The organism is Streptomyces celluloflavus (genome assembly GCA_000720995.1).
Lineage (GTDB): Bacteria > Actinomycetota > Actinomycetes > Streptomycetales > Streptomycetaceae > Streptomyces > Streptomyces celluloflavus.
Genome location: JOEL01000004.1, coordinates 151,375 through 170,028 on the forward strand (window position 1 = coordinate 151,375; position 18,654 = coordinate 170,028).

An 18,654-nucleotide genomic window follows, 5' to 3' on the forward strand; every position below is an offset into this window, starting at 1 on the left:
GACGGCCGGTGGCGGATCACCGGTGTCCGGCCGGTACGCGACGGGGCCGGGCGTACGGCCGGCGGGAGGGCCCCGGCCGCCGCGGTCTCAGCACCGGCCGGCAGGCACCGGCCCGCTCCCCCGCTCAGCCCGCGATCAGCTTGCCGTTCTTGGCCTGGACCGGGACCTCGGGCAGCGGGGTGGTCGCCGGGCCCTGGAGGACCTCGCCGGTGGTGACGTCGAAGCGGCTGCCGTGGCAGGGGCAGGTGCCCTGCTTCTTGTCGACCTCGGACAGGACGCAGCCCGCATGGGTGCACTTGGCGCTGAAGCACTTGAACTCGCCCTTGGCCGGCTGCGAGACGAGCAGCCGGTCCTCGCGGTAGAGCTTGGCGCCGCCGACCGGTACATCGGCGGCGGCCCCCAGGTCGACCGGTGCGGTGGGCACCGCCGACGCGGCGCCGCCCGAGCCCTGCGCGGAGCAGGCCGCCAGTCCGAAGCCGGCGGCACCCGCCAGCGCGGCCCCGCGCAGCACGGTTCGGCGGGCGGGGGGCTGGCTCATGGCTACTCCAGAGGTCGGGTGCCGGGGTGCGGACTGCGGGCCGGCGGATTCCGGCTCCCGACGATACCGGCACAGATCCTTCCGCTTCCGGCGGGCCCGGACCGGTGGACCGCGGGCCGCGCGGAGCTGCATGATCATCTGGACGAGGCCGTGCCCGACCGCGGTACCGGCCTCGCCGCTCCCTGTCCCGGCCACCGCCCGGGACGCCCGTGAGAGGAACCGCACCCCGTGATCGTCGTCGCCGGCGAGGCGCTGATCGACCTCGTCCCCAGTTCCCCGGAGCCGCTCCGGGACGGCCGGCTGCCCGCGCTGCTGCCCCGCCGCGGCGGCGGACCGTACAACACCGCGGTCGCGCTCGGGCGGCTCGGCTCGCCCACCGCGTTCTGCTCCCGGATCTCGACCGACGCCTTCGGCGAAGCGCTGCTGCACGGGCTGCGGACCGGCGGGGTGGACACCTCTCTGGTGCAGCGCGGCCCCGAGCCGACCACTCTCGCGCTGGCGGAGGTCGGCCCGGACGGCTCGGCGGGCTACGGCTTCTACGCGGACGGCACCGCCGACCGTCTCTTCACCCTGCCGCCCGCGCTGCCCGCCGGGGTCCGCGCGCTCTCCCTGGGCACCTGCTCGCTCGTCCTGGAACCGGGCGCGAGCGCGTACGAGGCCCTGCTGCGCCGGGAGGCCGGGCGGGGCGTCTGCACCGCGCTCGACCCCAACATCCGCCCGGGTCTGATCCCGGACCCCGACGCCTACCGCGCCCGGTTCCGCTCCTGGCTCCCGCACCTCACCCTGCTGAAGCTCTCGGTGGAGGACGCGTACTGGCTGGCGGGGGCGGGGGCGCCGGACGGGTCCGGGGCGGGCGGCGGGGCGGACCGGGACGTCGCCGCCGCGCTGCGGCAGTGGCTGGGCGCGGGCCCGGCGGCGATCGTGATCACCCGGGGCGGCGACGGGCTGACGGTGCGGACGCCGGGCGGGTGCGAGGTGACGGTCCCCGGCAGACGGGTCGAGGTCGTCGACACCATAGGCGCGGGCGACACGGTCAACGCCGCACTGCTGCACCGGCTGGACGCCCACGACGCGCTCTCGCCCGCCGCCATCGCCGCGCTCGGCACCGACGACTGGCGCGACATCCTCGGCTTCGCCGCCCGCGCCGCCGCGGTCACCTGCTCCCGCGCCGGGGCGGAACCGCCGTACGCGACGGAGCTCGCGCCGTAACGGACACCAGGTGCCGGGAGGGGCGGTGGTTGTACCGGCCCGCCCCTCCCCCGCCCTTCGTACCGGCCCTGCGCCGCCCCCGGTACCCGCCGTCGACGGCGGCCCGGCCCGGATACGTCCCCGCACCGGCCCCGGAGTCCGTCCCCGAACGCGAACGGGCCGCCCCGTCCGCCGTGGTGGATGGGGGCGGCCCGTCCCGGAGCCGGGTGGCGCGTCAGGGGGTCCGGCGGGCCCGCGTCGTCGCCTTCTTGGCGGCCGGCTTCTTCGCCGCGGCCTTCTTGGCCACCGGCTTCTTCGCCGCCGCGGCCTTCTTCGCCGGCTTCCCCGTCGTCGCGGCATCGCTGACGCGGTCGCCGAGGATCTCCCGCAGGAACTTGCCGGTGTGGCTGGCCGGGACCGCCGCGACGCCCTCCGGGGTGCCTTCGGCGACGATCATTCCGCCGCCGTTGCCGCCCTCCGGGCCCATGTCGATGACCCAGTCGGCGGTCTTGATCACATCGAGGTTGTGCTCGATGACGATCACCGTGTTGCCCTTGTCGACCAGGCCGGAGAGCACCCTGATGAGCTTGCTGATGTCGTCGAAGTGCAGACCGGTGGTCGGCTCGTCCAGGACATAGACCGTGCTGCCCGTCGAACGCTTCTGGAGCTCGCTCGCCAGCTTGACGCGCTGCGCCTCGCCGCCCGAGAGGGTCGGCGCGGACTGCCCGAGCCGGACGTACCCGAGGCCGACCTCGTGGAGCGTCTTGAGATGGCGGGCGATGGTCGGCACCGCCTCGAAGAAGCCCAGCGCCTCCTCGATGGGCATGTCCAGCACCTCGGCGATGGACTTGCCCTTGTAGTGCACCTCCAGCGTCTCGCGGTTGTAGCGCGCACCGTGGCAGACCTCGCACGGTACGTACACATCCGGCAGGAAGTTCATCTCGATCTTGATCGTGCCGTCGCCGGTGCAGTTCTCGCAGCGGCCGCCCTTGACGTTGAAGGAGAAGCGCCCCGGCAGATAGCCGCGGACCTTGGCCTCCATCGTCTCCGCGAACAGCTTGCGGACGTGGTCGAAGACGCCGGTGTACGTGGCCGGGTTGGAGCGGGGGGTACGGCCGATGGGCGACTGATCGACATGGACGACCTTGTCCACCAGGTCGTCGCCCGCCACCCGGGTGTGCCGGCCCGGCACCGACTTGGCGCCGTTCAGCTCGCGCGCCAGGTGGGTGTAGAGGATGTCGTTGACCAGCGTCGACTTACCGGAGCCGGAGACGCCGGTGACGGCGGAGAGGACCCCGAGCGGGAAGGAGACGTCGATGTCGCGGAGGTTGTTCTCCTTCGCGCCGTGGACGGTCAGCTGCCGGGCGGGGTCGGCGGGACGGCGGATCTCCGGCGTCGGGATGGCCTTCTTCCCGGACAGATACTGGCCGGTGATCGACTCCTTGTTGGCCAGCAGCTGCTTCATCGGACCGCTGTGCACGACCTTGCCGCCGTGCTCGCCCGCACCGGGGCCGATGTCCACGACCCAGTCGGCGACCTTGATGGTGTCCTCGTCGTGCTCCACGACGATCAGGGTGTTGCCCATGTCGCGCAGCCGTACCAGCGTCTCGATCAGCCGGTGGTTGTCGCGCTGGTGCAGGCCGATGGACGGCTCGTCCAGGACGTAGAGCACGCCGACCAGACCGGAGCCGATCTGGGTGGCGAGGCGGATGCGCTGTGCCTCACCGCCGGAGAGGGTGCCCGCGGCGCGGTTCAGCGAGAGGTAGTCCAGGCCGACGTCGACCAGGAACTTCAGCCGTTCGTTGACCTCCTTGAGGACCCGCTCGGCGATCTTCTTCTCCCGGGCGTCGAGCTTCATCCCGCGCAGGAAGTCGGCGCAGTCGCTGATCGACATGGCCGCGACGTCGGCGATCGACTTCTGCTGCACCGTGACGGCGAGCACGACCGGCTTGAGCCGCGTCCCCGCACAGGTCGGGCAGGGCACCTCGCGCATATAGCCCTCGAAGCGCTCCCGGCTGCTGTCGCTCTCCGCCTCGCTGTGCCGCCGCTTGATGAACGGCAGGGCGCCCTCGAAGGGGGTGGTGTACGCGCGCTCGCGGCCGTACCGGTTGCGGTAGCGGACCTCGATCTGGGTCTTGTGGCCGTGCAGCAGGGCCTTCTTGGCGCGCTGCGGCAGCCCGGCCCACGGGATGTCCGTCCGGAAACCGAGGGCGTCCGCCAGCGCGCCCACCAGACGGCCGAAGTACTCCTTGGTGTGGCCGTGCGACCAGGGGTGGATCGCGCCCTCGTCGAGGGACCTGTCCTCGTCGGGGACGATCAGCTCGGGGTCGACCTCCATGCGGGTGCCGATGCCGGTGCAGTCCGGGCAGGCGCCGAAGGGCGAGTTGAAGGAGAAGGAGCGGGGCTCCAGCTCCTCGAAGGACAGGTCGTCGTAGGCGCAGTAGAGATGCTCGGAGTACATCCGCTCGCGCTGCGGGTCGTCCGCTTCCAGGTCGACGAAGTCGAGGATGACCATGCCGCCGGAGAGTCCGAGGGCGGTCTCGACGGAGTCGGTCAGCCGCCGCTTGGCGCTGTCCTTGACCGTGAGGCGGTCGACGACCACCTCGATGGTGTGCTTCTCCTGCTTCTTGAGCTTCGGCGGCTCGGAGAGCTGGATCGTCTCCCCGTCGACCCGCGCCCGGCTGTAGCCCTTGGTCTGGAGGTCGGCGAAGAGATCAACGAACTCGCCCTTGCGCTCGCGCACCAGCGGGGAGAGCACCTGGAAGCGGCTGCCCTCGGGCAGTTCGAGCACCTTGTCGACGATGGCCTGCGGCGACTGCCGGGCGATCGGCCGGCCGCACTCGGGGCAGTGCGGTTTACCGATCCGCGCGAAGAGCAGGCGGAGGTAGTCGTAGACCTCGGTGATCGTGCCGACCGTCGAGCGCGGGTTGCGCGAGGTCGACTTCTGATCGATCGAGACCGCGGGGGACAAGCCCTCGATGAAGTCCACATCGGGCTTGTCCATCTGCCCGAGGAACTGCCGGGCGTAGGAGGAGAGCGACTCGACATAGCGCCGCTGCCCCTCGGCGAAGATCGTGTCGAAGGCGAGCGAGGACTTGCCCGACCCGGAGAGCCCCGTGAAGACGATGAGGGAGTCGCGGGGGAGGTCGAGCGAGACGTTTCGGAGATTGTGCTCGCGAGCGCCACGAACGATGAGACGGTCGGCCACGCCGGTCGGCACCTTTCTGGAGAGGGGCGGGAGCCGCGGCTCTGCTTCCGCGGCCCGGTGGAACGAGCAGATGCGGCGGAGCGGAGCGGAGCCCCCCACCCAGGGTAGGGGGAACTGCCACGGCGCTGTCTGAGTGATGCCACACACGAGCCTATAGCACGCGCATTCGATTTACGGTGCTCGCGAGCCCGCTTCACCCAAACGTGTGGCAGCGCCGCCGTCCCACGCCGGCCGGCCTCGCGCACGTGCTCCAAGACGCCCCCGGATGCCCTCGCACCGGCCGGGCGCCGCCGCCCGGACTCACCGGCGACAGCGACCCGCGCGGGCGGACCGCGAGGCACGACGGCCGGGGCGGATATCCGGCGCCGGCCACCCACCCCGACCCGACATTCGGGACCATCTCCTCCATAGCCCCCCGTCCGCCCCTCCCGTCACACCCGCGTACGCCCCGGATCCGTGCGGCCGACTCCCGAAGCCGGCGGCGCGGCGCTAGCGTCTGGGCATGACCTCCACCCCGCCTGACTTCCCGCACGATGTGGCAGCCGTCCGCGAGGCCACCGACCGGCTGCTCGACTCGGTGGCCAAGCTGGACGACGCCGCGGTCGGCGAACCGTGCCTGCTCCCGGGCTGGACCCGCGGCCATCTCCTCGCCCATCTGGCGCGCAACGCGGACGCGCTGGTCAACCTCCTCACCTGGGCGCGTACGGACGTACCGACGCCCATGTACACCAGCGCCGGGGCCCGCGACGCCGATATCGCCCGGGACGCGGACCGCTCGCTGGCGGCCCATCTGGAGGACCTGCGGGCCACCGCCGCGCGGTTCGACGCGGCGGTGGACGCGCTGCCGCCCGAGCGCCTGGCGTACCGGGTGGAGATGCGCAACGGCGTCGTGGACCGGGCCGACCGGCTGCCGCAGCGGCGGCTGAACGAGGTCGAACTGCACCACGTCGATCTCGGCGTCGGCTATTCCGTGGAGCAGCTGCCGGCCGCGTTCCTGGGCGGTGTGCTGACGTTCCTGACCGAGGTGAAGTTCGCCGGACACCCGGCGCTGCCCGCGCTGGAGCTGCGTACCGACGACGGCCGGCGGTGGCGCACCGGGCGGGCGGACACCGGTGCGCCGGTGGTGGTGACCGGCTCCGCGGCGGCGCTGGCCGGCTGGCTCACCGGCCGTGGCGACGGGAGCGGGCTCGACACCCCGGGCTCCGCCCTGCCCGCCGTCCCGCCGCTCTAAGCTGACCCCATGGCCTATAGCGGAGCAGTGAAGGTCGGCGGACCGGCCGACGTGCACGAGCTGACCGACCTGATGATCTCGAAGGTCGCGGTCGGTCCGATGGACAACAACGCCTATCTGCTGCGGTGCCGGGCGACGGACGAGCAGCTGCTGATCGACGCGGCCGCCGAACCGCACACCCTGCTCGCGCTGATCGGCGACAGCGGTATCGCGTCCGTCGTCACCACGCACCGGCACGGTGACCACTGGGGTGCGCTGCGCGAGGTGGTCGACGCGACGGGCGCGCGGACGTACGCGGGGCGGTACGACGCCGAGGGCATCCCCGTCCCCACCGATGTACCGGTCGAGGACGGCGACACCCTCACCGTCGGCCGCGTCGAGCTGACCGCGCGCCGCCTGGTCGGCCACACCCCGGGCAGCATCGCGCTGGTCTACGACGACCCGCACGGCCATCCCCACCTGTTCACCGGGGACTGCCTCTTCCCCGGAGGCGTCGGCAACACCCACGGCAACGCGGCGGACTTCGGCACGCTGCTCGACGGCGTACAGACCAAGCTCTTCGACCGGCTGCCCGACGAGACCTGGGTCTATCCGGGCCACGGCGCCGACACCACGCTCGGCGCGGAGCGGCCGCATCTCGCGGAGTGGCGCGAGCGCGGCTGGTAGCGGCGGCGAACACGGCGGGAAGTGCGGGCCGGCGAGCGGATATTGAGCTGCCGGCCCGCCTTCGCGCCCCCTACCCTCGCGCCATGCCGATATCCGCCACCACCGCTCCCGCCTACCCTCCCAAGCCCCGGCCCGGGGACCGCGTCGCGGTGCTCTCCCCGTCATCGGGGCTGCCGGGGCTCCTCCCGCTGCCGTACGAACTCGGCCTCGCCCGGCTGACGGAGGAGTTCGGGCTGCTGCCGGTCGAGTACCCGGCCACCCGGAAGATGGGCGCCACCGCGCAGGAGCGGGCCGCCGATCTGCACGCCGCCTTCGCGGACCCGGACATCACCGCGGTCTTCGCAAGCATCGGCGGCAACGACCAGCTCACCGTGCTGCCCCACCTGGACCGCGAGGTGTTCCGCGCGCACCCCAAGCCGTTCTTCGGGTACAGCGACAACACCAATCTGCTGGCCTTTCTCCACAGCACCGGGATCGTCGGCTTCCACGGTGCCACCGTGATGTGCGAACTGGGCCGCCCCGGGGCGATGCACCCGCTGACCACGGAGTCGCTGCGCGCCGCGCTGTTCACCCCGGGACCGTACGAACTGCGGCCCGCGGCGCACTACCGCGACGAGGACCGCGACTGGGCCGACCCGGACACCTTCGCGGCCGAGCCGCCCGTATGGCCGGGCGGCGGCTGGCACTGGCACGGACCGGAGCGGGTGGTCGAGGGCATCAGCTGGGGCGGCAGTCTCGGGCCGCTGTCCTGGATGCTGATGGCGGACCGCGAGATCCCGGCCGGCCTCGCCGCCTCCGACGGCGGGGTGCTGTTCCTGGAGACGTCCGAGGCCCTGCCGAGCGCCGAGGAGGTGTACTTCGTACTGCGCAGCATGGGCGAGCGCGGGCTGCTCCGGCGGTTCCCCGCGCTGCTGATGGGCCGCCCCAAGGCGTGGTCGCGGGAGCGCCCCAACTCCCGGGAGGCGAAGGCGGCCTACCGGCGGGAGCAGCGCGCGGCGGTGCTGCGGGCGCTGGCCGCGTACGCCCCGGACACCCTGGTGGTCTTCGATGTCGATCTCGGCCACACCGATCCGCAGCTGGTGATCCCGTACGGCGGCACGGTCCGGGTGGACGGGGCGGCGCGGCGTATCACCGTGACGTACTGAGTGACGCCGCGGGCACCGGACACCGGTGCCCGCGGCGCGCGCCGCTCAGACGCCGAGGGTGTCCTTGGATTCCGACCCGTCCGCCGCCCGCTTCCGGGAGGTGTACAGGCTGGTGATCGTCGTGACGACGAGCACGGTGCAGATGACGCCCAGCGAGACCGGGATGCTGATCTCCGGCACGCTCACGCCCGACTCGTGCAGGGCGTGCAGCACCAGCTTCACACCGATGAACCCGAGGATGACCGACAGGCCGTACGAGAGGTGGACCAGCTTCTTGAGCAGCCCGCCGAGCAGGAAGTACAGCTGCCGCAGACCCATCAGGGCGAAGGCGTTGGCGGTGAAGACGATGTACGGGTCCTGGGTGAGGCCGAAGATCGCCGGGATGGAGTCCAGGGCGAACAGGACGTCGGTGGTGCCGATCGCCAGCATCACGATCAGCATCGGCGTCATCAGCCGCCTGCCGTTCTCGACGACGAACAGCTTGGTGCCGCGGTAGGTGTCGGTCGACGGGAAGCGCCTCTCGACCAGCTTCAGGAAGCGGTTCTCCTCGAATTCCTCGTCCTCCGCACCGGCGCGCGCCTCCTTGATGAGCTTCCAGGCGGTCCAGATGAGGAAGGCGCCGAAGAGGTAGAACACCCAGGAGAAGTTGGCGATGATGGCGGCGCCCGCGCCGATGAATCCGGCCCGCAGCACCAGCGCGATCAGCACACCGACCAGCAGCACCCGCTGCTGATAGACGGATGGCACCGCGAACTTGCCCATGATCAGGACGAAGACGAAGAGGTTGTCGACGCTCAGGGACTTCTCGGTGATGAAGCCCGCGAAGAACTCACCGGCGGGGGCACCGCCGCCGTACAGCAGAAGTCCGAGTCCGAAGAGCGCGGCGAGCGCGATCCAGACACCGGTCCAGATTCCGGCCTCCTTGAGGGAGACCTCGTGCGGGGTGCGTCCGCCGATGAAGAAATCGGCGGCGATGAGGGCGCACAGACCGAGAATGGTCAGCACCCACAGGGTCAGGGAGACGTCCACTGGTCCTCCGGCAGAGTCGTACGGCACGTACAGCGTCGTCGCTGCCGGAGGTCTCTTCCACCCGGACCGCCACTGCTCGCGATCACTGAGATGGGCCGACGCCCCGGGATCTCGTCACATCCGGAATCCGTGATGACGGGTACGTCGCAGCAGGAATACTCCCCTCCGCCGTCAAAGAGTAAAGGAAGGGAAAGTAATAGTAAAGAGAAATACAAAAGTGCTGGTCATAGGCTTGACGGGGACAGGTCTCCGCGGTCGCGGCACAGCTCCTCGGCCGGCTCCCCGTCCGGTGCGCCGTCCGAACGCACCGCCCGGTTCGCCGGTGGGCGCCGGCGTCGGTCAGGGCCGGTCGGGGCCGGTCAGCACCCGTCGGCGCGGCGGGCCTCGGCGAGCCGGTCCAGGACCTGGCGCACCACCTGACTGCCCTTGGGGGCGAGCGGCGGCTCGTACGTCCAGGCATGGCCCACCCAGGGGTCGCCGAGGTGCGCGGCGGGCACCGGCGTGATCCGCAGCAGGGCGCGCCACAGCGGGTCCAGGAGGGGGCCGTACTCCCGGGCCCGGTCGCGGTCGGCGACCATCAGCAGATGCACTCCGGCCGACGGGCCCTCGTCGGCCAGATAGCGGAGCCGGGTGAGGGCACGGTCGTCGAAGCCGTGCGGGAAGTCGTGCACGATCAGCAGCTGCTGGGCGGTGTCGAGATCCGGCGGCAGCGCGTCCGCGGCGCGATGGCGCAACGCCATCTGGACGAGGTCCACGCGCCGGGTCAGCGCTTCCAGGACCGTGGCCACGCCCGCGGCCCCGGGGGCCGGCGGCTCGGGCAGCGCACCGGTCTCCAGCAGCGGGGCGAGCGCGGACGCCGCGGCACCCCCCGGATCGATGACCTGGACCGCGAAGTCGCCGACGGGGTGGCCGGCGAGCAGCCGGGCGGCGACGGCAACGGCGGTCTCCAGGGCGAGCCTGCGCAGCTCGGCCTCGTCCGGCGGTCCGTCCGTCAGCGCGCTGCCCAGCTCCCGGCGGCCGTACTCGCGCTCCGGCGGGTGACCGCCGCTGCGCAGGACCGCGGCGCGCCCGCTGTCGATCCACAGCCCACGCTCCAGCGGGAGGCGGACGAGCATGGGGATGCGCAGGTGTGGGACCTCGGGGAGATGCAGATCGCCCAGGCGGACCGCCATCGGGGGCTCCGGCGGAACGCGGTAGCCCTGCCATACGGGGTTGTCCCAGCGCGCGAAGGCGGGCGGCAGGGCGGGCTCCACGACCTCCGACTCGGCGACGAGCTGGGCGAGGTCGCGGTCGAGGGCCTCACGGGCCCGTGCCACGAGGGCGGCGTGCTTGTCGCGGGCGGCGGCACGGGCGGCGTCGGCAGCCGTGCCGAGGCGGTCGCGCGGGTCGGCGAGGGCGTGGTCCAGCTCCTTCGCCAGGCGGGAGTCGGCGAAGTCGGCTGCGCTACGGTACGCGGCGACCGAACGGGCCAGATCCTCGAACATGCCCCAGACCTGATTGAAGAGCCGCTCGTCCATGCTCCACCCGGCGGCGTCACCGGCCACCGGAGGCGGCGGGCCGTCGGACGCTCCCGGGGCGCCCCCGGGCGGTGCCGGGGTCCGGCGCGGTACGGCGGATGTGCCGTCCGGCGCGGCGGCGGCCGGGGCCGGTGCGGTGCGCCGCTTCGGATGGCGGTAGTCGATGGGGGCGCCGCCGGACGGGGCGGCCGGCGGCGACGGGTCCGCGGCGGGTTCCGGGCGATCCGCGGCGGGCGTCCGGGCCGGGGCCGGGTGGCCCACGGCGGCTTCCGGTCCTCCCCCGGGCGGCTCGGCCCCGTGCGCCGCGACGGGCGCACGGAGGGCGCGGGCGGGGGCCTGCCCGGCGGCGTCCTCGATGGCGGCGGCCAGCTCCGCCGCCTGCGGCAGCCCCTGGTCGCGCAGCAGTGCGGCGAGGCCGTCGGCGTACCCCTGGCCCACGGCGCGTACCTTCCAGGCGCCCTGCCGGCGGTACAGCTCCACGGCGACGACGGCGGACTCGGCGCCCAGACCGGTGAGGGTGTAGCCGGCGATCACCGTGCCGTCGGGAGCGGTGACCGCGACGGAGGGTGCGGCAACCGCACCGAACCCGCTGCGGCCGCCGCTCCCGGTGGGCGCCAGCGCGAGCAGCACGCTCACCCGGTGGACGGCGGCGGACAGCGCGTCGAGGTCCACCGCGATACGGTGCTCGGCGGCGGCCCGGCCGGGAACCTCGATGCCGGTGAGCCGGGGTGCGCCCGGATGGGCCACGGACTCGGCGCCCGGGAGCCTGCCCTGCGCGTCGCCGAGCGTGACCCCGGCCACCACGGGCCCGCCCGCCACGATCCGGATCTCCACACGGGTCCGGTCCAGCGGGTGGTTCTGCCCCCGGACCAGCTCGGCCGTCATCGATGTTCTCCCTGGTGGTGTACGCCGCGGGGCGGGCCGTGCGGGGGTTACAGGTGCGGCAGGATCCCCGGCACCACGTCCTGGAACGTCCGGCCCTGGGAAGGTTCGCCGATGGCGGTCATCTGCCAGCCGCCGCCCACCCGGTGCACCTTGGCCATGATCTGCGCGGTGTAGTCACCGCCGCCCGTGAGGGTGTAGCGGGCCAGCTCCTGACCGGTGGTCTCGTCGACCAGCCGGCAGAAGGCGTCCTGCACCTCCGCGAAGGTCTGGCCGGTGAAGGAGTTGACGAGGAACACGATCTGGTCGATGTGCACCGGCACCCGCGCCAGGTCGACCAGGATCGCCTCGTCGTCGCCGCCCTGGCCCGCGCCGCCGACCAGGTTGTCGCCGGTGTGCCGGAGCGAACCGTCGTTGCTGACGAGGTGCTGGAAGAAGACGACGTCGACGGGGTTCTGGTCGGCGAACAGCACCGCCGAGGCGTCCAGGTCGATCTCCCGCGTACGCGACCGGAACAGGCCGCGGCGGGGCGCCGAGCGCCAGCCCAGCCCCATCCGGACCGCGGTCAGCGTCCCTCCGCCGGACTTCTCCAGGCTGATGCCCTGCCCCTTGGACAAATTGACCGACACGCGCCGTCCCCTCTCCTCGCTGCTCTTCACTGTCCCCGCCCGCCTTACGGCGGCCCCTCGACCCTACGCACGGCGGCGGGCCCAGCGGCCACCAGCCCCGCTTTCTGTGGCGTTTCTGCAACACACCGGGCGCCGCCCACCCGGTGCGGCGCCGCCCGTCAGCTGACCCCGGCCTCCCGCATCTGCCGCAACTCCTTCTTCAGCTCGCCCACTTCGTCACGGAGCCGGGCGGCGACCTCGAACTGCAACTCGGCGGCGGCGGCCCGCATCCGCTCGGTCATCTCCTCGATGAGCTCGGCCAGTTCGGCGGCGGGGCGGTCCGTCAGGGCCACGGCGCCCTTGCCCGCCCGGCCCTTCGCGGCCTTCCCGCCGAGCGCGGGGACCGGCGCCTTGCCCTGGGCGTCCTTGGCGCCGGACGTCTTGCGGTATCCCGAACCCAGCAGCTCCTGGGTGTCGATCTCCTCGCGGGCGATCGTCGCGACGATGTCGCCGATCTTCTTGCGGAGCGGCTGCGGGTCGATGCCGTTCTCCTTGTTGTACGCGAGCTGCTTCTCCCGGCGGCGGTTGGTCTCGTCGATGGCCCGCTCCATCGCCGGGGTGATCTTGTCGGCGTACATGTGCACCTGTCCGGAGACGTTGCGCGCCGCGCGTCCGATCGTCTGGATCAGGGCCGAACCGGACCGCAGGAAGCCCTCCTTGTCGGCGTCCAGGATGGCCACCAGGGAGACCTCGGGGAGGTCGAGTCCCTCCCGCAGCAGGTTGATGCCGACCAGGACGTCGTACTCGCCGGCCCGCAGTTCGCGCAGCAGCTCCACGCGCCGCAGGGTGTCCACATCGCTGTGCAGATAGCGGACCTGGATGCCGAGCTCCAGGAAGTAGTCCGTGAGATCCTCGGCCATCTTCTTGGTGAGGGTGGTGACCAGGACACGCTCGTTCTTGTCCGTGCGGGTGCGGATCTCGTGCACCAGGTCGTCGATCTGTCCGTCGGTGGGCTTGACGACCACCTCGGGGTCGACCAGGCCGGTCGGGCGGATGATCTGCTCCACGAAGCCGTCGCCGCGCGCGAGCTCGTACTTGCCCGGGGTCGCCGACAGGTAGACGGTCTGGCCGATGCGCTCCAGGAACTCCTCCCACTTCAGCGGCCGGTTGTCCATGGCGGACGGCAGCCGGAAGCCGTGCTCGACCAGGGTGCGCTTGCGGGAGGCGTCGCCCTCGTACATGGCGCCGATCTGCGGGACCGTGACATGCGACTCGTCGATGACCAGGAGGAAGTCGTCCGGGAAGTAGTCGATGAGGGTGTTGGGCGCGGAGCCGGGCTCACGGCCGTCCATGTGCATCGAGTAGTTCTCGATGCCGGAGCAGGAGCCGATCTGCCGCATCATCTCGATGTCGTACGTGGTGCGCATGCGCAGCCGCTGGGCCTCCAGGTGCTTGCCCTGCTTCTCCATCGTGGCGAGGCTGTCCGCCAGCTCGGCCTCGATGCCGGCGATGGCCTTCTCCATGCGCTCCGGGCCCGCGATGTAGTGGCTGGCCGGGAAGATGTAGAGCTCCCGGTCGTCGCTGATGACCTCGCCGGTGAGCGGGTGGAGCGTGGACAGCGCCTCGACCTCGTCGCCGAACATCTCGATCCGGACGGCCAGCTCTTCATAGACCGGGAAGATCTCGATGGTGTCGCCGCGCACCCGGAAGGTGCCCCGGGTGAACGCCACGTCGTTGCGGGTGTACTGGATGTCGACGAAGCGGCGCAGCAGCTGGTCCCGGTCGATCTCGTCGCCGACCTTCAGCGGCACCATGCGGTCGACGTACTCCTGCGGCGTGCCCAGGCCGTAGATGCAGGACACCGACGCGACCACGATGACATCACGCCGGGTGAGCAGCGAGTTCGTCGCGGAGTGGCGCAGCCGCTCGACCTCCTCGTTGATCGAGGAGTCCTTCTCGATGTACGTATCGGACTGCGGGACGTACGCCTCGGGCTGGTAGTAGTCGTAGTAGGAGACGAAGTATTCGACGGCGTTGTTGGGCAGCAGCTCACGGAATTCGTTGGCGAGCTGGGCCGCGAGGGTCTTGTTGGGCGCCATGACGAGCGTCGGGCGCTGCAGCTTCTCGATCATCCACGCGGTGGTCGCCGACTTGCCGGTGCCGGTCGCGCCCAGCAGGACGACATCCTTCTCACCGCCGCGGATGCGCCGTTCCAGCTCGGCGATGGCCGCCGGCTGGTCGCCATTGGGCTGATAGGGGCTGACGACCTCGAAGGGCGCCACCGTGCGTTCGATCTTTGATACGGGCCGCATGAATCCACCGTACGACCCGGCACTGACAATCGACCGCACACGCCTCCGACCAGCATCTTTGCTGGGGGCGTCAGCAGGCTTCCGAGGGCGCCGGGCGGTCGGCCGGCGCCCCCGACGACTTCCGGCCGGGACCGGGCGGGAGCCCGCCCGGCGTGCATGCGCCGGTGTCTGTGTCCGTGCCCGCGACCGCTCGGGTGCCCTCGCCCGCGCGCGGCGGCCCGCCGTGGGAGCCGCGCCGCCCGGCAAAGCCGGAACCGGTCAGGCATACGAGGGGTGACGAACCGTCGGCCGGGATGCGTGAACGCCGTGTCTCCGGCAAGTTGGGCGGCGCCCGGGTGGATATCCCACAGCCCGGCGCCTTCCGGTCATCGCGCGCCCACAGCCCTCGACGCCGGAGCACCGGCCGCTTCCGTCTCCCCGTCCCCGTCCGGCCGCCCCGGGGCCGGCCCGCGTCCGTCCCTCGCCCCACCCGGCCGCGCACCGCTGCCGGCCGGCGCGCGCCACCTCCCGCCCGCCGGTTCCCATCAGCTCCCATCAGTCCCACGACGTCACGAGGAGTCCGTATGCGTATTCGCCCCGTCGCCGCTGTCACCGGTGCTCTCCTGGGTCTGTCCGCGCTCGTCCTCTCCCCGCCCGCCGCCACGGCCACGTCCGGCGGCCACCGGACGGTGACGACGGTCGCCCACCGTGGCGCCCCCTCGTACGCGCCCGAGAACACCCTCGCCTCGGTCGACGCGGCCGGCCGGCTCGGGTTCGACTGGGTCGAGAACGACGTCCAGCGCACCAAGGACGGCGAGCTGGTCGTCCTGCACGACACCTCGCTCGCCCGGACGACCGACGTCGAGCGGGTCTTCCCGCACCGCTCGCCCTGGAACGTCGGCGACTTCACGCTCCGCGAGATCGGGAAGCTGGACGCGGGCAGCTGGTTCGGGCCGGAGTTCACGGGTGAGCGGGTGCCCACCCTCGATGCCTACCTGGACGAGGTCGAGCACAACGGCCAGAAGCTGCTGCTGGAGCTCAAGTCTCCGCGGCGCTACCCCGGTATCGAGAGGCAGACCCTCGGGGAGCTGCGCCGCGCGGGCTGGCTGAACGCCTCGCACATCGAGCACCGTCTGATCGTCCAGAGCTTCGACGCCGCCGCCGTCAAAACCGTCCACCGCCTGCGGCCGGACGTCAGGACCGGCCTGCTCGGCAACCCGGCGGCCGCCGGCCTCCCCGCGTACGCCAGGTACTGCGACCAGATCAACCCCGCCCACACGGCGCTCACCCGCGCCTATGTCGCGGCCGTCAAGCGGCTGAAGGGCCCGCACCACCGCCCGCTGGAGCTCTACACCTGGACCGTCGACGACGCCCCGACCGCGCGCAAGGCCGCCGGGCTGGGGGTCGACGGCGTCATCAGCAGCAGGCCCGACGTGGTGCGCGAGGCGCTGACGGGCCACGGCCGCTGACCCGGTGAGCGGGGCGGTGCGGGGCCGGGGCGGCGCGGACCGGCGCTCGCCGTCGCGTTGTCAGTGGGGCGTCCTAGGCTGATCACGTGACGAATTCAGAGCGGGTTGCGCATACGGAGCGGCTGCCGGAGGGGGCGGGCGGGCCGGACACCGCGCTGGATGCCGGGCGCGACTGGGGCCGGCGGCTGCTGGACACCCCCATCGGCCCCCTGCTGCTCGCCGCGACCCAGGAGGGTCTGGTCCAGGTCGTCTTCCACGCCGACGGACCGACGGCCCGCCGCGCATCGGCCCGTCTGGAGCACGCCTTCGGTGCCCCGCCGCTCCCGGAGATACCGCATCTGGCGACGGCGGCGGCCGAACTCACCGCCTATTTCTCCGGCGAGCTGCGGGTCTTCACCGTCCCCCTGGACTGGACCCTCTCCACCGGTTTCCACGCCCGGGTCCTGCACGCACTCGCCGACGGCGTCCCCTACGGCAGCGTCGTCGGCTATCAGGATCTCGCCGACCGGGTCGGGGAGCCCGGTGCCGCCCGCGCGGTGGGCGCGGCGATGGGCTCCAATCCGCTTCCGGTCGTCGTCCCCTGCCATCGTGTGGTGGCGAGCGACGGCGGTATCGGCGGTTTCGGCGGCGGTCTGGAGACCAAGCGGCTGCTGCTGGCCCTGGAGGGCGTCCTCCCCGCGCCCCTGTTCTGAACCTTTCCCGTCCCCCGCCGCCGCGTCCGGGTCCGGGCCGGGCTCCGGGGCCTACGAACGGCCGGTGCCATGTCCCGTCAGATCGCGCTGCTGCGCGGTATCAACGTCGGAGGCCACAACTCCTTCCCCAAGGCACGGCAGCTGGCGCTGGCCGAGTCCCTGGGCCTGGAGGACGTCTCCGTCCTTCTCCAGACCGGCAACATCGTCTTCGCCGACCCCGGTGAGCCGCCGGCGGAGACCGCGCGCGCCCTCCGGGACCGGATCGCCGCCGACCTGGGCCTTTCGGTCCCGGTCGTCGTCCGGACCCGCGACGAGCTGGCCGCCGCCATCGCCGCGAATCCGTTCCCGCAGGCCGTGGCGGAGCCCAAGAGCCTGCATGTCACGTTCCTGTCGGCGGTGCCTGCCGACACCGCCCGGCTGGACGCGCTCGATCCCGCCGCCTTCGCGCCCGATCAGTACCGGCTGATCGGCCGCGAGCTGTATCTGTGGTGCCCCGACGGCATCGGCCGTTCCCGGCTCGCCGGGGCGGTCGGCCGGGTCCGGCTCGGGGTGACGGCCACCGCGCGCAACTGGACCACGGTCACCAGGCTCCTGGCCCTGGCCGACGCCTGACCGGCCCCCGCATACCGCTGTGCCGTCCGGCCGTCGATCGCGTCAGCGGTCGATTGTCAGTGGTCGGCCGTACGGTTTTCAGCAGCGGGAAACGGTCGCACGGGCCGCCCGGGGAGGGGATCGCCATGTCCGGCACGACGTATCTGGAGCTGTCCCAAGAGGATGGCGGGGCCCACAAGTTCTACGAGGTGACGGTGGCGGGCACGGTCGTCTCGGTCCGCTACGGACGGATCGGCGCGGCCGGCCAGCAGCAGACCTCGTCCTTCCCGACCGCGGAGAAGGCGCGGGCCGCGGCCGCCAGGAAGATCGGCGAGAAGGTCCGCAAGGGCTATGCGCCCGCCGTCGCCGGGCAGCGCGCCGCCCGGCCGGTGACGCGGCGCCAGGTCGCCTCCGCACCGTCGACGGCCCGCGCGGTGGCACCGGTGCTGTGGCGGTTCCGTACCGGCGCCGCCGCGTTCGGGATCCATATCGCCGAGGACCGCTGCTGGGTCGGAAACCAGAGCGGTGACGTCTACACCCTCGGCCACGACGGCGAGGTGCTGGCCCGCTACCAGCTCCCCGACGGCGTCAAATGCCTGGTGGCGGACGACTTCTGGATCTACGCGGGCTGCGACGACGGCACGGTCTACGACCTCTCCTCGAAGCTGCCGTTCGCCGCCTACGCCATCACCCCCGATGTCGACATCTTCTGGCTGGACATCCACGAAGGCGTTCTGAATGTCGCGGACCGCAACGGCGGGCTGACCGTCATCGACCACGAGGACGAGTACCAGTGGTCGCGGCGCAGTGCGGGCGCGCACGCGTGGATGGTCCGGCGCGACGGAGCTGCCGTCTACCACGGCCATCAGCAGGGCGTCACCGCCTACTCGGCCGACGGCAGCGGCGAGTTGTGGCACACGCCGACCACGGGTGCGGTGCTGTTCGGCTGGCAGGAGGACGACGCGGTGTACGCCGGCACCGACCGGCGCGTCGTGCAGCGGCTGGCGAAGGAGGACGGCGCGCTGCACGCCACCTACCGGTGCGACACGGTCGTCTACTCCTGCGCCACCGCCCCCGGCGGCCGCTATGTCTTCGCCGGTGACTCCGCCTCCTCGGTGTACTGCTTCGACGCCGACGGCACCCGGCTGTGGAAGCTGGGCACCGGTGGCGGATCGGCGCTGTCGATGCAGTATCTGGACGAGAAGCTGTACATGGTGACCACCGACGGGTCCCTGGTGTGTGTGGACGCGAGCGACGCGGCGATCGCCGCCGCCCGGTCGGGCACGGTTCCGGTCGCCCGGGACGTCAAATCGGCCGCCGCGCTGCCCACGTACACCCCGTCGGCCACGGTGCGGACGGTGGCCTCCACCGCGGCCTCGGGGATCGTGGTGGAGTGCGTCCAGGAGAGCGGCCGGCTGCGGGTCCACGTCGTCTCCGGCGGTTACGAACCGTCCTGGAACGTCCAGTTCCCGCGCCATATACGCCGGCCCGGGGTGCGGTACGTCGTCGACGATCTGTCCCCGGCCCCGGGCGGGTTCTACCGCGTCCGCGGTGAGATCCGGCAGCTCGTCTGACACCCCGGGCACGTCCGGCGGCCCG

Annotated in this window: 14 protein-coding genes; 8 read left to right on the forward strand and 6 right to left on the reverse strand. The window is 72.3% G+C overall.

Annotation, left to right across the window (positions count from 1 at the left end):
- Positions 1-124 precede the first annotated feature (124 nt).
- Complete coding sequence (locus tag IH09_RS05800) at positions 125-538, reverse strand: Rieske (2Fe-2S) protein (RefSeq protein ID WP_052854691.1); 414 nt, start codon at positions 536-538, stop codon at positions 125-127.
- A gap of 228 nt (positions 539-766) precedes the next feature.
- Between IH09_RS05800 and IH09_RS05810 the strand changes: the two genes are divergently transcribed.
- Positions 767-1,747 carry a PfkB family carbohydrate kinase gene (locus tag IH09_RS05810; protein ID WP_052854695.1) on the forward strand — a complete coding sequence of 327 codons (981 nt, stop codon included), beginning with the start codon at positions 767-769 and terminating at the stop codon, positions 1,745-1,747.
- A 214-nt stretch (positions 1,748-1,961) separates the two neighbouring features.
- On the opposite strand, the gene uvrA is transcribed toward IH09_RS05810, so the two are convergent.
- Positions 1,962-4,934 carry an excinuclease ABC subunit UvrA gene (gene uvrA, locus IH09_RS05815; RefSeq protein WP_052855096.1) on the reverse strand — a complete coding sequence of 991 codons (2,973 nt, stop codon included), beginning with the start codon at positions 4,932-4,934 and terminating at the stop codon, positions 1,962-1,964.
- 502 nt (positions 4,935-5,436) lie between these two features.
- On the opposite strand from uvrA, the gene IH09_RS05820 reads away from it, so the two are divergent.
- From IH09_RS05820 to IH09_RS05830, 3 genes are all read left to right on the forward strand, one after another.
- Positions 5,437-6,165 carry a maleylpyruvate isomerase family mycothiol-dependent enzyme gene (locus IH09_RS05820; protein ID WP_052854697.1) on the forward strand — a complete coding sequence of 243 codons (729 nt, stop codon included), beginning with the start codon at positions 5,437-5,439 and terminating at the stop codon, positions 6,163-6,165.
- Between the two features lie 9 nt (positions 6,166-6,174).
- Positions 6,175-6,831 (forward strand): MBL fold metallo-hydrolase, encoded by a 657-nt coding sequence (locus IH09_RS05825; protein WP_052854698.1) that lies wholly within the window; start codon positions 6,175-6,177, stop codon positions 6,829-6,831.
- Positions 6,832-6,914: 83 nt separating this feature from the next.
- Positions 6,915-7,976: a S66 family peptidase gene (locus IH09_RS05830; RefSeq protein ID WP_052854700.1), complete on the forward strand. Its 1,062-nt coding sequence runs from the start codon at positions 6,915-6,917 to the stop codon at positions 7,974-7,976.
- A 45-nt stretch (positions 7,977-8,021) separates the two neighbouring features.
- Here IH09_RS05830 and IH09_RS05835 read toward each other — a convergent pair whose 3' ends face one another.
- The 4 genes from IH09_RS05835 to uvrB form a co-directional block, all read right to left on the reverse strand.
- A complete protein-coding gene (locus tag IH09_RS05835; RefSeq protein WP_052854703.1) occupies positions 8,022-9,005 on the reverse strand; it encodes a TerC/Alx family metal homeostasis membrane protein in 984 nt (327 codons plus the stop codon).
- Between the two features lie 359 nt (positions 9,006-9,364).
- Positions 9,365-11,407, reverse strand: a complete 2,043-nt coding sequence (locus IH09_RS05840; protein ID WP_052854706.1) for a TerD family protein — start codon at positions 11,405-11,407, stop codon at positions 9,365-9,367.
- Between the two features lie 47 nt (positions 11,408-11,454).
- Positions 11,455-12,033 carry a TerD family protein gene (locus IH09_RS05845; protein ID WP_052854709.1) on the reverse strand — a complete coding sequence of 193 codons (579 nt, stop codon included), beginning with the start codon at positions 12,031-12,033 and terminating at the stop codon, positions 11,455-11,457.
- A gap of 158 nt (positions 12,034-12,191) precedes the next feature.
- Positions 12,192-14,324, reverse strand: coding sequence for an excinuclease ABC subunit UvrB (gene uvrB, locus IH09_RS05850; protein ID WP_052854712.1), 2,133 nt, complete (start codon positions 14,322-14,324; stop codon positions 12,192-12,194).
- A gap of 563 nt (positions 14,325-14,887) precedes the next feature.
- Between uvrB and IH09_RS05855 the strand changes: the two genes are divergently transcribed.
- The 4 genes from IH09_RS05855 to IH09_RS05870 all read left to right on the forward strand — a co-directional run bounded on the left by IH09_RS05855 (position 14,888) and on the right by IH09_RS05870 (position 18,629).
- Complete coding sequence (locus IH09_RS05855) at positions 14,888-15,772, forward strand: glycerophosphodiester phosphodiesterase (protein WP_052854714.1); 885 nt, start codon at positions 14,888-14,890, stop codon at positions 15,770-15,772.
- Between the two features lie 86 nt (positions 15,773-15,858).
- The gene (locus IH09_RS05860) at positions 15,859-16,464 is read left to right on the forward strand and encodes a methylated-DNA--[protein]-cysteine S-methyltransferase (protein ID WP_404827233.1); all 606 of its coding nucleotides are present in this window, start codon (positions 15,859-15,861) and stop codon (positions 16,462-16,464) included.
- Positions 16,465-16,533: 69 nt separating this feature from the next.
- Positions 16,534-17,076: a DUF1697 domain-containing protein gene (locus IH09_RS05865; RefSeq protein WP_052854715.1), complete on the forward strand. Its 543-nt coding sequence runs from the start codon at positions 16,534-16,536 to the stop codon at positions 17,074-17,076.
- A 125-nt stretch (positions 17,077-17,201) separates the two neighbouring features.
- Positions 17,202-18,629 (forward strand): WGR domain-containing protein, encoded by a 1,428-nt coding sequence (locus IH09_RS05870; protein ID WP_052854717.1) that lies wholly within the window; start codon positions 17,202-17,204, stop codon positions 18,627-18,629.
- Positions 18,630-18,654 lie beyond the last annotated feature (25 nt).

What these genes read in the sequence shown, in the direction of transcription:
- IH09_RS05800 (WP_052854691.1), bottom strand. Translation starts at nt 538, where the DNA reads ATGAGCCAGCCCCCCGCCCGCCGAACCGTGCTGCGCGGGGCCGCGCTG.
- IH09_RS05820 (WP_052854697.1), top strand. Translation starts at nt 5,437, where the DNA reads ATGACCTCCACCCCGCCTGACTTCCCGCACGATGTGGCAGCCGTCCGC.
- IH09_RS05825 (WP_052854698.1), top strand. Translation starts at nt 6,175, where the DNA reads ATGGCCTATAGCGGAGCAGTGAAGGTCGGCGGACCGGCCGACGTGCAC.
- IH09_RS05830 (WP_052854700.1), top strand. Translation starts at nt 6,915, where the DNA reads ATGCCGATATCCGCCACCACCGCTCCCGCCTACCCTCCCAAGCCCCGG.
- IH09_RS05840 (WP_052854706.1), bottom strand. Translation starts at nt 11,407, where the DNA reads ATGACGGCCGAGCTGGTCCGGGGGCAGAACCACCCGCTGGACCGGACC.
- uvrB (WP_052854712.1), bottom strand. Translation starts at nt 14,324, where the DNA reads ATGCGGCCCGTATCAAAGATCGAACGCACGGTGGCGCCCTTCGAGGTC.
- IH09_RS05855 (WP_052854714.1), top strand. Translation starts at nt 14,888, where the DNA reads ATGCGTATTCGCCCCGTCGCCGCTGTCACCGGTGCTCTCCTGGGTCTG.
- IH09_RS05865 (WP_052854715.1), top strand. Translation starts at nt 16,534, where the DNA reads ATGTCCCGTCAGATCGCGCTGCTGCGCGGTATCAACGTCGGAGGCCAC.
- IH09_RS05870 (WP_052854717.1), top strand. Translation starts at nt 17,202, where the DNA reads ATGTCCGGCACGACGTATCTGGAGCTGTCCCAAGAGGATGGCGGGGCC.